Raw genomic sequence first — 12,859 nt, forward strand, 5'->3', positions numbered from 1 at the left:
TGTTGGTGTATAGAGGGGCTGGTCCCGAATGTAAAGAGTAAATAGATCATGTCGGGTCTACGCCCTTTGTTTTAGGTGGTCCTCGAAGGTAAACATACCTTTTCTATACCACCCGTATACCAACCTACTGCTAAGGAATCCACCGATTAATCGCCACGGTTCCCGCCAACGGGTGATCAATCAGCGTATCCCGCTCGTGAAGGATACGTTCCTGGGTGTAGGTGCCGGCTGCTAGGTCGGGTTGGGTATAGATTTCGAGCTGCCGGTCGATCAGGTTGACGATCCAGTACTCGGGTATGCCGGCGCAGGCGTAGATGCCGCGCTTGGCGCCCCGATCCCGCGGCAGGGTCTTGTCGGCCACCTCGATGAGGAGGTGGATGTCTTCGGGGTAGGGGTGGTGATCCAGGTAGTTGTGTTCGCTAAGCCAGGCGATGACGTAGTCCGGTTCGGGTTCGGAGCCTTCCGCAATCGTAATCGGTTGCTCCTGGCTGCACAAGTATTTGCCATCCAGCAGCTTTACAAAATGCGCATTAATCGTGCGCACGCACACCGCATGAAAACGTCCTATCGGACTCCTATTTACAATCTTCCCGTTAAGTAGTTCCACCGGATCGTCCTCTCCTAAAATGCCGGCTTCAATCATGGCGTGGTACCGCTCCACGGTGATGAAGTGCAAATGAGCAAGCAACTCTATATTTGGATCGGCGGTAGCGGTCATGGCGTTATGCGTTCATCTGCTTAAACGTGAATGTACGTAGGCAGGTTGGCAACTTTCTACCTGCGCTCCGCCGCAAAAACCTAAAACCCGAACTGCGCCGGCAACCACGTACTCAATCCCGGCACCAGCGTCACGATCAGCAGGGCTACCAGCATGGCGACGAAGAAGGGCAGCAACGGCCGCACCACCTTCTGGATGGTCGTCCCCGCTACGCCCACGCCCACGAAGAGGACGGCACCCACAGGTGGCGTACACAGGCCGATACACAGATTCAGGATCATGATGATGCCGAAGTGGACCGGATCGATGCCGATCTGCACGGCCACGGGCAGGAAGATCGGCGTGAAGATGAGGACCGCCGGCGTCATGTCCATGAACACCCCCACGAAGAGGAGGATCAGGTTGATGATGATCATGATCACGATCGGATTGTCGCTGGTGGCCAGCAGGAAAGACGTGATGTCCTGGGGGATGTTCTCGAAGGCCATGATCCACGACATCGAGATGGACGTGGCGATCAGAATCATTACGATGGAGGTAGTGCCCACCGCGTTGAGGAAAACCTGCGGCAGGTCGCTAACCTTTACCTCTCCGTAGACGAAACTCAGGATCAAACAGTACAGCACCGCCGCCGCCGAGGCTTCCGTAGCGGTAAAGACGCCGGCTACGATACCGCCGATGACGATCACCAGCAGCAACAGGCTCGGTAGCGCCCCGATAAAGGTGCGGCCGATCTCGCCGAGCGACGTCTTGCCGCGGGTCGTATAGCCCTTGCGTTTCGCCACGATGGCGGCCACGATCATGAGCAGAAAACCCGTCAGCAGACCGGGCACGTAGCCCGCCAGGAAGAGGGCGGCAATACTTACGCCGCCGCTGGCCAGGCTGTAAACAATCAGGATATTACTGGGTGGAATGATCAGGCCCGTGGTGGAGGAGGTGATGTTAACCGCGGCCGAAAATTCCTTGCTGTAGCCTTCCTTCTCCATGGCCTTGCCTACGGTTTCCCCGATGGCCGAAGCCGCCGCGGCCGCCGATCCGGCAATGGCGCCGAAGAGCATGGCGGCGATGATGTTGACGTGGGCCAGTCCGCCGGGCAGTCCACCGACGAGCGAGCGGGCAAAGGCGATGAGCCGCCGCGCAATGCCGCCCTGGTTCATGATCTGGCCGGCCAGGATGAAGAAGGGAATGGCCAGCAGGCTGAAGCTGTCCAGGCCGGAGGCGGTTTGCTGGGCGACGGTCGTCAGGGCCGGCAGCGAGGGAATACTGAACAGCATGGTCACCGTGGCGCTGATGCCGATGCACCAGGCGATGGGCATGCCCAGACCGATCAAAATGACGAAGGTGAGAACGAGGATGGCAACTTCCATCAGGTGGCTTTAAAGTCCGACAGGCGGTAATAGATGATGAGAAGTCCGCTGATCGGCACGACGGAGTAGATGATCGACATCGGTACGCCCAGGGCCGGCGACAGCTGACCGAGCTGCGCCGTAAGCAGTACCAGACGGGTGCCGCCGATCACCATCACCCCGAAGGCGAAGAGGATGATCAGGACGGCGATGAGTTTTACGGGCTTGTTCGCCAGCAGGTCGATGGACAGGTGCATGCGCTGGCCGCTGGCGTAGGCGGCGCCGAGGATACCGATCCAGATCAGCAGGAAGCGGGCCATCTCCTCCGACCAGCTGGCCTGGTTGCTCATCACGTAGCGGGTGAAGACGCCCCAGAGTACATCGAGCGTCATGACGGCCAGCATGATGACCAGTACGTAGCCTAATACTTTGTCTACTTTATCCTTCATTCTCGGGGGCCATTGCAATGATCTGTTCGATGAGCGAGTAGAGGCGGGGCTGGTCGCGGTACCCTTCCAGGATGGGCGCGGTCTGCTCGATGAAGGGGCCTTTATCCGGGCGGATGATCTGCACGCCCTCCGCCTCCACGGCGTCCAGGGCTTCCTGTTCCGCCTCTTGCCAGAGTTGGCGCTGGTAGGTGACGGCCTCGTCGGCGGCGGCCTGCAGCCAGGTCTGCTCCCGATCGCTTAGGCGGGCGAAGGCCTCCGTACCGATCATGAGCACGTCGGGCACCGCGGTGTGCTCGTCGAGGGTGTAGTACTTACACACCTCGTAGTGGCGGGACGTATAGAAACTCGGCGGGTTATTTTCCGCGCCGTCCACCACGCCCTGCTGCAGGGCGGTGTAGAGCTCGCCGTAGGAGATCGGGGTAGGGGAGCCGCCGAGCGACTTCACCATCGCGATCGCCGTCGCACTGAGCTGCACGCGAATCTTTTCGCCCTTCAGGTCGTCGGGTACGTTGACGGGGTGGTCCTTGGTGTAGAAAGAACGCTGACCGGCGTCGAAGTAGACCAGGCCGCGCAGCCGGTACTGCTCGCTGGTGGTCAGCATCTCCCGACCCAGCGGGCTGTCCTGAAACTTGTAGACGTGCTCCCGGCCCCGGAAAATGTAGGGCAGGGAAAGCACGGCGATCTCGGGTGAGAAATTCTCCAACACCGCCGCCGACACCTTCGTCATATCCAGGCTGCCGATCTGAAGTAACTCCAGGCACTGCCGTTCGGTCCCGAGCTGGTTGTTGGGGTAAATGCTGATGGTCAGCTCACCCCCGGATAGCTCCGCCAACCGCTCGGCCATGAAGACCATGCCCCGGTGGACCGGGTGGCTGGTGTCGAGGCCGTGGGCCAGCCGCAGCACCTTGCCGCCCGCCTCCTCGGCGCAACCACCGGCGAGCAGGACGAGCAGGCAGCAGCCGTAAATCCATAAATTTTTCATGATCGAAGTTCTTTCGCCACTCTCAGGGCTTCCCGCACGTTGTCGGTCAGTCCGGAAAAGTCGCGATCGGAAAGTACCGATTTTCCGATTAACTGCGAGCCGAGGCCGACGCAAACCGCCCCGGCACTGAACCACCCCTTGAGGTTATCGATCTCGGTGGTCACGCCGCCGGTGGGCATGATGCTGGTCCAGGGCTGCGGTCCGCGCACGGATTTGATGAATTCGGGGCCGTATACGCTGCCCGGGAATAATTTGACGATCTCGCACCCGAGTTCCTCGGCGCGGCCGATCTCCGTCAGGGTGGCGCAACCGGGCAGGTAGGGCACCTTCCGGCGGTTACACACCAGCGCGACATCCTCGCGCAGGGAGGCGGAGACGATGAAGCTGGCACCGAGCTGCAGGTAGAGGGCGGCGGTGGCGGCATCGTTGATCGAGCCGACCCCCATCACCATATCGGGGAGTTCCTTGCGGGCGAAGACGTTCAATTCACGAAAGGTCTCATGGGCGAAATCACCGCGGTTGGTAAACTCCAGCAGGCGGCCGCCGGCGGCGTAGCAGGCGCGCAGGACTTCTTTGCCCAGCTCGGCGTCTTGGTGGTAAAAGAGGGGCATGATGCCCTGGTCGTGGATGACGGAGAGGGCGTGCAGGCGGGAATGTAAGGCCATAGATAAGGGCATGATCGAAACGGGGAGCCGGCGGGCCGGCTCCCCGGAATGGACAAATAAGGTTAGCGGGCAACGCGGCCGGAGCCGTCGCCTTCGATGAGTTTGTTGACTTCGTCGACCGTGACGAGGTTCGCGTCACCGTAGATGGTATGCTTCAGGCACGAGGCGCCGACGGCGAAGTCGAGAGCTTTCTGCTTGTCGTCCTTGAAGGTGAGCAGTCCGTAGATGAGGGCGGACATGAAGCTGTCGCCACCCCCCACGCGGTCCACGATGTCCGTGATCTGGTAGGTTTTGGTTTCGTAGAGCTTGTCGCCGTCCCAGAGCACGCCGGCCCAACTGTTGTGGCTGGCGCTGACGGAGCCCCGGAGGGTGGTGATGGTCATTTTGCAGCGGGGGAACTTATTCATGAGTTCCTTCAGGACGGGGAGGTATTTCTTGCCGTCCATTTCGCCACCGGCCGTTACGTCCACTTCCTCGGGGTGCAGGCCGAAGTGCTTCTCGGCATCTTCCTCGTTGCCCAGGATCACGTCGCAGCCTTCCACCAGGTCGGGCATCACGTCCATCGGGTCCTTGCCGTACTTCCAGAGCTTGGCGCGGTAGTTAAGGTCGGTGGAAACGGGGACGCCCAGCCGGTTCGCGGCCTGTATGGCTTCGAGGCAGGCGTCGGCCGCTCCCTGGGAGAGGGCCGGGGTAATGCCGGTCCAGTGGAACCAGTCGGCGTCCTTGAATACCTCGTCCCAGTCGACCATCCCCTTTTCAATGGTGGCCATGCCGGAGTGGGCGCGGTCGTAGACGACTTTACTGCCCCGCTGTACGGCCCCCATTTCGAGGAAGTAAATACCGAGGCGTTCGCCGCCGCGGATGACGTGGTCGGTCTTCACGTTCCGCTTGCGCAGTTCCATCAGGGCGCACTCGCCGATGTCGTTGTTCGGCAGGCGGGTGACGAAGTGGGCGTCCAGGCCGAAGTTGGCCAGGGCAACGGCTACGTTGCTCTCACCGCCGCCGTAGACGACGTCGAACTCGGAAGCCTGGGAAAAACGTAGGTGACCCGGGGGGGTCAGGCGGAGCATGATCTCTCCGAAAGTGACAACTTTCATGCGGGAAAATTAAAATAGTTTTTTGCGTTGTTGTAGCTGATATCCTGGACCATTTGGCCGATCCATTGGCGGTCGTCGGGCAGCAGGCCGCGCTCGATGTCCTGGCCGAACATATTACACAGCAGCCGGCGGAAGTATTCGTGGCGGGGGAAGGATAGGAAGGACCGGCTGTCGGTCAGCATGCCCACGAAGCGGCTGAGCAGGCCCATATTAGACAGCGCGTTCATCTGCTTCTCCATGCCGTCGAGCTGGTCGAGGAACCACCAGGCCGAGCCGTACTGCATCTTGCCCACGATGCTGCCGTCGTTGAAGTTACCCACCATGGTAGCCATCACTTCGTTGTCCGCCGGGTTCAGGTTGTAGACGATGGTCTTCGCCAGTTGGTCGGTGTTGTCGAGGCTGTTGAAGAGCAGCGACATACCGCGCGCCTGGCTGAAGTCGCCGATGCTGTCCACGCCGGCGTCGGTACCCAGGTTCCGCAGGATGCGCTTATTATTGTTGCGCAGGGCGCCCAGGTGGAACTGTTGCGTCCATTCCAGCTCGTGGTAAATCCGGCAGAGCTCGATCAGCAGGGCGGTCTGGAACTGGCGGGCCTCTTCCGGGCTAACCTCCTCGCCCCGCAGGCGCTTACTCAGGATGCGATCGGCTTCTTCGGGGCTGCAGGTTTCGGCGAAGAGCTCGTTCAGCCCATGGTCCGAGACCCGGCAGCCGAGGGAGTGAAAATAGTCGATCCGGCTGCGTAAAGCAGCGCATAGGTCATCAAAGCTACCGATCTCTTTATCAGCAGACTGTCCGAGCTTTTCCATGTAATTCACGAAGCCGTCGGCATCGATCATGATCGCCTTATCGGGCCGGAAGCCGGGCACGACTCGGCAGGAGAAATTAGCCTGACCCAGCGCTTGGTGGTGTTCCAGCGAATCGACCGGATCGTCGGTGGTGCAGATCACCTTAACGTTCATCCGCTCGACGAGCGAACGGACGCTGAAATTTTCCTGCTGTAGTTGCTCCGTGCAGCGGTCGTAGACGGCGTCGGCGTTGTCCTGGCCGAGCAGGTCGGTGACGCCGAAGTAGCGGTCCAGCTCGAGGTGCGACCAGTGGTAGAGCGGATTGCGCATGGCGTAGGGCAGGGTAGCCGCCCAGTTGCGGTGCTTTTCGCGGTCGCTGGCCGATCCGGTGATGCCGTCTTCCGAAATCCCATTAGCGCGCATGGCCCGCCACTTATAGTGGTCGCCCCGCAGCCAGACGTCGGTCAGGTTCTTGAAGGTATGGTCGCTGGCAATCTCGGCCGGTGGCAGGTGGCAGTGGTAATCTATAATGGGCATATCCGCCGCGTAATCATGGTAGAGTTCGCGGGCGGCCTCGCTTTCCAGCAGGAAGTTTTCGGCTACAATGGGGTTTTTCATGATCAGCTACTTTGGGCGGGCCAATATAGGAATAGCTAGGTGGGCTACCGTCCAAAGCTGGCGGGGCAATCGTATTTGTGAAAGATTGCGCAGAGAAAGTGAAAATTCCGGTAGGGTAAAGCCGACGGTACTTATACCTCCTCCCACATCACTTCCAAGTTCACGTCCCGCAGCCGATCGCCGAACCGCCATTCGGGAGCGCTGGGGATGGTGGTGGTCTTGGCCTTCAGTGCTTCCAGGCTGGTGCCCTTCCGCTTTTCCTTTTTGACGTACTTCCGCAGGTAGCTCAGGTAATCCTGGAAGGAAGCGACGTCTTCGCGGCTCCCGGTCACGGGGTACGACTCGGCCGCATGGCCGAAGATGAAAACCGTATCCCGGTCGTAGGCCTTCCGGATCTTGCCCATCACCTTGATCCAGTTGGTCATATTGCCGCCGGCCCCCGGGTCGATGTAGGGGAAGCGCCGGTTGAACAGCAGATCGCCGAGGTGGGCGACGTTGGCGTTCTCGAAGTGGATCACCGCGTCGCCTCCGGTGTGGCCGGCTCCGAAGTGGCGAGCGGTGACGATTTCCCCGTCGGGCAGCGTCATGGTCCAATCCTTGGCGAAGGTGGTTTCGGGTAGCGGCACCGCTTCCCCCTCGGTCCGTTCGGCCTCGCTTTTCTCCAGATTGGTGCGCGCCCGTTCGTGGGCTACGTAGGCCCGTGAGCGGGGGGCGATTACGCCGTTACCGCCGGTGTGGTCGCCGTGGTGGTGGGTATTGATCAGCAGGTCGAGCGACAGGTCGCCGGCGAACACTTCTTTCAGAAAATGCTCGGCCGCGTCGGGAAACTGGGAATCCACCACCACGCCGCCCGCTCCGCTGGGTGGCCGGTAGAAACCGATCGTGCCGCCCCGCTCGGTGTAGTAGCCGATGTTATGGCGGATCATCGTGGCCCCCGCGGGGGCGAAAGCTAGCGGTCCCGCCGTGAGGGGACGAAGCGCGGCACCGGCTGTCAGGGCGGCGGAGGTGTACAAAAAGCGGCGTCGGCGCATATCGGTTCTTTTGGGTGCATAAGGTACGTCGGTCTCCAGGCATGCCGGCGATCCGGGCGGCTTTCCTTTTTTTGCGGCGGAGCGCAGGTAAAGAGCACGCAACTAATTGGATGTTTCTTTGGGTTCCACTACCAAACCACCCGCATGGAAGCTCCCGAACTCCGTACCGAACGACTCCTGCTCCGTAAGCCAAGATTGGCCGACGCCCCCCGCATCATCGAGCTGGCTAATGACCCGGTCATCGCCGATTTCACCCTCTCCGTTCCCCATCCGTACACCGAGGCCGCGGCCATTACCTGGCTGGGCATCATCAACGAGGGCTGGGCGAACGATCACGCTTTCTCCTTCGGCATCTGCAATCCGGAGAACGGGGAAATGCTAGGCGCCGTAGGGCTGCACATCTCTCCGAAGTACGGTCATGCGGAGCTGGGCTACTGGATGGGCGCGCCCTACCGGCGCCGGGGCTACGTCCGGGAAGCCGTCGTTAAGGTCATCGACTTCGGCTTCCGGCATACCGACCTATTCCGGATCCAGGCGAATCACCGCGCGGACAACCTGGTTTCGGGAAGGATAATGCAGTCCGCCGGCATGAAGCTGGAGGGTACCCTGGACGACTACATCGTCAAAGACGGAAAAGCCTGGACGGTCGTGCAGTACCGCCTCCTCCGGCGGGAGTGGGAGCTCAGGCGGTAAGGTAGTTAAAACATTTTGTTTATTTTATAAAGGCGACGTATCTTGCGCCCATGACCGTAAGATTATTGCAGTGCGACGCCCTACGCCCCGATAAGCGGGCCATCGCGCGGACCATAGAAGATATTGCCGACGACGTGGATTCCGGCACCGCTACCGAGTACACCGACATCCTCCTGGCGGGTTCGCCCGTTGATATCGAGGTAAGCTTTAACCAGAGTTCGGCCTACCGAAGTCTGCGAAAGCTCGATATTGAGTATGAATTAGTGGAGTAAATCCCGGTATGGATAAAGTAAGAATCGATAAATGGCTCTGGGCGGTCCGCATCTTCAAGAGCCGTACCCTCGCGTCCGATATCATCAAAAAGGGCCGGGTCCGCCTAAACGACGAGCCCGTCAAACCGAGCAGTAACGTCGTCGTAGGCGACCGCCTACAGGTCCAGAAACAGGGCTTCAACCTGGAAATAGAGGTCCTGAAACTACTTAACAAGCGGGTAGGGGCCCCGGTAGCCGTCACCTGCTACGTCGATCACACCCCCGAAGACGAGATGAATAAATATAAGGACTGGTTCGTCGGTAAGTCCAAAGGGGAGTTCCGCGAGAAAGGAGCCGGTCGCCCCACCAAACGCGAACGCCGCGAGATCGAATCCTTCAAGGAAGATCCCCTCCGGGAGGAAGACTGATCACCCGTCGTCCGCCGACTGGTCGATAATTCTGGTGATCCGCGCAATGATCCAGGGTCGATCCCGCTCCAGGCCGAGCTGATCGACGCGGCCCTGGAAGGGACGCCTACCCACCAGCGGGGTCTGCAGCGAGCGCCTGCGAGCGGAGGGCCCCGCAAAAAATCCACTAAAACCTCTCTCTCTCCGGAGGAACTCAACCGTAGATACCCGAACGATAGTCCAACGTCGCTCCGCGGGCGTCCCCCGCGGGAGCGCGACACGCCTTACCTTCGCGTCCTCAAAACGGAGCGATGGCACAAGCGGAACCGGTCGGTGTAATTGGGGCGGGTACCTTCGGTACCGCCATGGCCAATCTGCTGGCCCTGAATACGGAGGTCCTCGTGTACAGCCGCAACGCCGAACTAACGGAACGACTCAACCGGGAACGCTTTCGCTTCGGGGTGGAGCTACACAAACGCGTGCGCCTGGTCAACGACTTCGCGGAGGTGGCCGAGCGCTGCCAACTCATCCTGCCCATCGTGCCGTCGGATAACTTCCGGGATATGATGCGTAGCGTGACCGAGCACCTTCGGCCCAGCCACGTGCTGATTCACGGCACCAAGGGGCTGGACGTCACCGGCATCCTGGAGCAGGACATTCCTAAGCGCGGCATCGAGCGCCGCAACGTCCACACCATGACCGACGTCATCCGCCAGGAGAGCGTAGTGGTTCGGGTGGGCGCACTTACCGGCCCGAATCTGGCCCGCGAGCTGCTGGACGGACAGCCGTCGGCCTCCGTGATCGCCAGTAAGTTCGACGAGGTGATCAACCGCGCGAAGGTGGTGCTGAAATCGCAGCAACTGCACGTCTTCGGGACCCACGACCTGCTGGGCGCCGAACTGGCGGGGGTACTCAAGAACGTGATCGCCCTTGGGTCGGGTATCCTGAAAGGGGTGGGGCTAGGCAAGAACATCCAGGCCATGCTGGTCACCCGCGGGCTGGTGGAAATGGTCCACTTCGGTCAGGCGCTCGGCAGTGATAAGCGGGCCTTCTTCGGTACCGCCGGGATCGGCGACCTGATCGCCACGGCCACTTCCCGCAAGAGCCGCAACTATATGTTCGGCTACCGCATCGGTTCGGGGGAGAGCCTGGAGGAAGTATCGGCGACCAGCCAGGAACTGGCGGAGGGAGTCCGTACGCTGATGATCACCCGGCACCTGGCCCGCAGCATGCGCCTGCGCGTACCCATTACCGAAATGCTATACCAGATCGTTTTCGAAGGCTTCCCGGTTGACGAAGCAATGAATTACCTGATCACCTACCCTTACGACGTCGACGTAGATTTTCTTTAAGCTTACCGTATGAACCTCAAGCAATTCTGGCCCCATTTAATTGCCCTTGTCGTCTTTTTCGTGACGGTCATCGTGCTCTTCCTTCCACACTTCCAGGGAGAGGCGCTGCGCCAGGGCGATATCGTACAGTACCGGGGCGCCTCCCGCGAGATCACCGACTTTCGGCAGGCCACCGGCGAACGGACCAACTGGACCAATGCCATGTTCGGCGGTATGCCCACCTACCAGATATCGGCCGTCTCGGAGGGGAACCAGCTCACCGTGGCGAACCGGCTTTTCCGGGGTTTCATGGGCGGTCCGGCGGGCTACGTCTTCTGTGGCATGCTCACCTTTTACCTGATGATGATCCTGCTGGGCGTGAATCACTGGCTGGCGCTGGCGGGGGCCATAACCACGGCCATTGCCACGAATAACATCGTGCTCTACCAGGCCGGGCACGTCAGTAAGCTGGGGGTGATCATGTATTTGCCCCTCGTTGCCGCCGGCGTGCTGCTGGCCTTCCGCGCCCGCTACCTGCTTGGGGGAGCGGTCTTCGCCCTGGGTATGGGGCTGGCTATTCTGGTCAACCACCCCCAGATGCTGTACTACTTCGGGCTAACCCTTCCCTTCCTCGGAATCGCCGAACTGATCCGGCATTACCAGCAGGGGACGCTCGCGGTATTCGGCAAAGCGATGGGAGTATTGGTGGTCGGTCTGCTGCTGGCCCTCGGCGCCGGAGCGAGTAATCTCCTGACCACGTCGGAGTACCTGCCCCAGTCCATGCGGGGTGGGGCGGTGCTCACCGACCCCGCCGCAACCCAGGGAGCGTCCAAGGCCGCCGCGTCCGGCGGTCTGGACTACGACTATGCCATGCAATGGAGCAATGGCTTCAAGGATATGCTGGCCACCTACGCCCCCATGGCCGCCGGCGGGGGCAGCGGGCAGATGATCGACCGGGGCAGCGATTTCGGACAGGCCATGACACGGGCCGGATTCCGCGTTCCGGCAACCTTTCCGGCGCCCCTGTACCACGGCAGCCTGCCCTTCACCGAAGGACCGATCTACCTGGGGGCACTGGCCTGGGCGTTATTCATCTTCGGCTTGTTTACCGCTTCGACGGCTTCGCGCATCTGGCTGGCCGGGGGGACGGCCCTCATCTTTTTGTTGAGCCTTGGTAGCAACGGGGGCCTGATCAATCGATTGCTGTTTGACAACCTGCCGCTGCTCAACAACTTCCGGACGCCCAACTCCGCCCTCAGTGTAGCCTCTTTCCTGATGGTTGCCCTCGGTTTGCTGGGACTTCACCGGTGGACGGTCCTCTCCGCTACGGACCCCACTGCCGCCGGGCGACAGTTGAAACTGGCCGGCTACGTGGCCGCCGCCCTCGGTGCCCTGGTGGTGCTGCTGGGATTCACCATCGATTATACGAGCGCACAGGACGCCGCACAAATCGCCCGCTTTACCGGAGGGCAGGGGGATGTGAATCAGCTCGTTGGTGCCCTGGAGGCGACGCGTTCCGGGGTTTACTTCGACGATGCCATGCGCAGTTTCCTGTTTGTCGGACTGACCTTCGGCACGCTCTATCTCCTGTGGAAGGGAACGCTATCGCTCACCTGGGCCGCCCTGGCGATCGGGTTACTCGGACTAGCGGACTTTGCCGGCATCAACGGCCGCTACCTGTCGCACGACGATTTTCAGCCCGTCAGAGCGGTAAACAATCAGGTGCAGCCTACGGCCGCCGATCAGCAGATCATGCAGGACCCGGACCCCTATTACCGGGTGCTGAACCTGTCGCGCCCTCTCGATCAGGATGCCTTGACGAGCTACTTCCACAATAGCCTCGGTGGGTATTCGGCCGTGAAGATGCGCCGCTACCAGGACCTGATCGACGGGTACCTCGGGCCGCGCGATCCGGACGTGATCAATATGCTGAATACCAAATACTTTTTGATCCCCGGGGAAGGCGGCGCCCTCCAGGCGCAGCAAAACCCCCAGGCCTACGGGAACGCCTGGCTGGTCGACCGCATCGATTACGTCAATGGTGCGGATGCGGAATTTGCCGCGCTGGGAACGGTAGACGATCTGAAAAACACAGCTATCGTTGACGAAAGCTTTAAACCTGCGCTCGCCGCCCTAGAACCAAATGGTACGGGCAGCATCGAACTGACGAGTTACGCGCCGAACCGGCTCGTCTACCGCTTCAGTTCCAACAGCGACCAGCTAGCCGTTTTCTCCGAGATTTGGTACGGGCCCGATCTCGGTTGGGAGGCGACGATCGACGGACAGCCGGTAGACCTGATCCGCGCGAATTACGCCCTGCGCGCGCTTCCCGTACCGGCCGGGGATCACGAAATCGTTATGAGCTTCGAGCCGTCCAGTTATTCCCTCGGGCGCACCATCTCGTTGATTTGTAGCGTTCTGATCCTGATTGGCGTGGTGGTCGCCCTGGTATATCGCTATCGATCCACCCGCCCAACCGTTTGAGG

General features: G+C 60.7%; 13 protein-coding genes. 5 read left to right on the forward strand and 8 right to left on the reverse strand.

The window, feature by feature from the left end; translation table 11 throughout:
• Nucleotides 1–130 precede the first annotated feature (130 nt).
• From DRW39_RS01190 to DRW39_RS01225, 8 genes are all read right to left on the reverse strand, one after another.
• On the reverse strand, nt 131–718 hold the full coding sequence (locus tag DRW39_RS01190) for a Uma2 family endonuclease (RefSeq protein ID WP_116105161.1): 588 nt from the start codon (nt 716–718) through the stop codon (nt 131–133).
• A gap of 80 nt (nt 719–798) precedes the next feature.
• Complete coding sequence (locus DRW39_RS01195; RefSeq protein ID WP_116105162.1) at nt 799–2,085, reverse strand: TRAP transporter large permease; 1,287 nt, start codon at nt 2,083–2,085, stop codon at nt 799–801.
• Nucleotides 2,085–2,513 (reverse strand): TRAP transporter small permease, encoded by a 429-nt coding sequence (locus DRW39_RS01200; RefSeq protein WP_116105163.1) that lies wholly within the window; start codon nt 2,511–2,513, stop codon nt 2,085–2,087. The genes DRW39_RS01195 and DRW39_RS01200 overlap by 1 nt, the downstream gene beginning before the upstream one ends.
• The gene (locus DRW39_RS01205) at nt 2,503–3,495 is read right to left on the reverse strand and encodes a TRAP transporter substrate-binding protein (RefSeq protein ID WP_116105164.1); all 993 of its coding nucleotides are present in this window, start codon (nt 3,493–3,495) and stop codon (nt 2,503–2,505) included. Before DRW39_RS01205 ends, DRW39_RS01200 begins: the two co-directional genes overlap by 11 nt.
• Nucleotides 3,492–4,160 (reverse strand): bifunctional 4-hydroxy-2-oxoglutarate aldolase/2-dehydro-3-deoxy-phosphogluconate aldolase, encoded by a 669-nt coding sequence (locus DRW39_RS01210; RefSeq protein ID WP_116105165.1) that lies wholly within the window; start codon nt 4,158–4,160, stop codon nt 3,492–3,494. Before DRW39_RS01210 ends, DRW39_RS01205 begins: the two co-directional genes overlap by 4 nt.
• 62 nt (nt 4,161–4,222) lie before the next feature.
• Nucleotides 4,223–5,257, reverse strand: a complete 1,035-nt coding sequence (locus tag DRW39_RS01215; RefSeq protein WP_116105166.1) for a sugar kinase — start codon at nt 5,255–5,257, stop codon at nt 4,223–4,225.
• Nucleotides 5,254–6,660, reverse strand: coding sequence for a glucuronate isomerase (gene uxaC, locus DRW39_RS01220; RefSeq protein WP_116105167.1), 1,407 nt, complete (start codon nt 6,658–6,660; stop codon nt 5,254–5,256). The genes DRW39_RS01215 and uxaC overlap by 4 nt, the downstream gene beginning before the upstream one ends.
• Before the next feature lie 131 nt (nt 6,661–6,791).
• Nucleotides 6,792–7,691 carry an MBL fold metallo-hydrolase gene (locus DRW39_RS01225; RefSeq protein WP_116105168.1) on the reverse strand — a complete coding sequence of 300 codons (900 nt, stop codon included), beginning with the start codon at nt 7,689–7,691 and terminating at the stop codon, nt 6,792–6,794.
• Between the two features lie 144 nt (nt 7,692–7,835).
• Here DRW39_RS01225 and DRW39_RS01230 point away from each other — a divergent pair, with 144 nt between their 5' ends.
• The 5 genes from DRW39_RS01230 to DRW39_RS01255 all read left to right on the forward strand — a co-directional run bounded on the left by DRW39_RS01230 (nt 7,836) and on the right by DRW39_RS01255 (nt 12,857).
• Nucleotides 7,836–8,384 (forward strand): GNAT family N-acetyltransferase, encoded by a 549-nt coding sequence (locus tag DRW39_RS01230; RefSeq protein ID WP_116105169.1) that lies wholly within the window; start codon nt 7,836–7,838, stop codon nt 8,382–8,384.
• A gap of 50 nt (nt 8,385–8,434) precedes the next feature.
• Nucleotides 8,435–8,656: a hypothetical protein gene (locus DRW39_RS01235; RefSeq protein ID WP_116105170.1), complete on the forward strand. Its 222-nt coding sequence runs from the start codon at nt 8,435–8,437 to the stop codon at nt 8,654–8,656.
• Between the two features lie 8 nt (nt 8,657–8,664).
• Complete coding sequence (locus tag DRW39_RS01240; RefSeq protein WP_116105171.1) at nt 8,665–9,063, forward strand: RNA-binding S4 domain-containing protein; 399 nt, start codon at nt 8,665–8,667, stop codon at nt 9,061–9,063.
• A gap of 290 nt (nt 9,064–9,353) precedes the next feature.
• On the forward strand, nt 9,354–10,394 hold the full coding sequence (locus DRW39_RS01250) for an NAD(P)H-dependent glycerol-3-phosphate dehydrogenase (protein ID WP_116105173.1): 1,041 nt from the start codon (nt 9,354–9,356) through the stop codon (nt 10,392–10,394).
• Nucleotides 10,395–10,403: 9 nt separating this feature from the next.
• Nucleotides 10,404–12,857, forward strand: coding sequence for a YfhO family protein (locus DRW39_RS01255; protein ID WP_116105174.1), 2,454 nt, complete (start codon nt 10,404–10,406; stop codon nt 12,855–12,857).
• The last annotated feature ends 2 nt before the right edge of the window (nt 12,858–12,859 follow it).

Origin of the sequence: Lewinella sp. IMCC34191 (genome assembly GCF_003390935.1) — a bacterium.
Lineage (GTDB): Bacteria > Bacteroidota > Bacteroidia > Chitinophagales > Saprospiraceae > Neolewinella.

Excerpts from the sequence above, each read along its gene's own strand:
- uxaC (WP_116105167.1), bottom strand. The coding sequence starts at position 6,660 with ATGAAAAACCCCATTGTAGCCGAAAACTTCCTGCTGGAAAGCGAGGCC.
- DRW39_RS01230 (WP_116105169.1), top strand. The coding sequence starts at position 7,836 with ATGGAAGCTCCCGAACTCCGTACCGAACGACTCCTGCTCCGTAAGCCA.
- DRW39_RS01225 (WP_116105168.1), bottom strand. The coding sequence starts at position 7,691 with ATGCGCCGACGCCGCTTTTTGTACACCTCCGCCGCCCTGACAGCCGGT.
- DRW39_RS01195 (WP_116105162.1), bottom strand. The coding sequence starts at position 2,085 with ATGGAAGTTGCCATCCTCGTTCTCACCTTCGTCATTTTGATCGGTCTG.
- DRW39_RS01205 (WP_116105164.1), bottom strand. The coding sequence starts at position 3,495 with ATGAAAAATTTATGGATTTACGGCTGCTGCCTGCTCGTCCTGCTCGCC.
- DRW39_RS01190 (WP_116105161.1), bottom strand. The coding sequence starts at position 718 with ATGACCGCTACCGCCGATCCAAATATAGAGTTGCTTGCTCATTTGCAC.
- DRW39_RS01210 (WP_116105165.1), bottom strand. The coding sequence starts at position 4,160 with ATGGCCTTACATTCCCGCCTGCACGCCCTCTCCGTCATCCACGACCAG.
- DRW39_RS01200 (WP_116105163.1), bottom strand. The coding sequence starts at position 2,513 with ATGAAGGATAAAGTAGACAAAGTATTAGGCTACGTACTGGTCATCATG.
- DRW39_RS01255 (WP_116105174.1), top strand. The coding sequence starts at position 10,404 with ATGAACCTCAAGCAATTCTGGCCCCATTTAATTGCCCTTGTCGTCTTT.
- DRW39_RS01215 (WP_116105166.1), bottom strand. The coding sequence starts at position 5,257 with ATGAAAGTTGTCACTTTCGGAGAGATCATGCTCCGCCTGACCCCCCCG.
- DRW39_RS01240 (WP_116105171.1), top strand. The coding sequence starts at position 8,665 with ATGGATAAAGTAAGAATCGATAAATGGCTCTGGGCGGTCCGCATCTTC.
- DRW39_RS01250 (WP_116105173.1), top strand. The coding sequence starts at position 9,354 with ATGGCACAAGCGGAACCGGTCGGTGTAATTGGGGCGGGTACCTTCGGT.
- DRW39_RS01235 (WP_116105170.1), top strand. The coding sequence starts at position 8,435 with ATGACCGTAAGATTATTGCAGTGCGACGCCCTACGCCCCGATAAGCGG.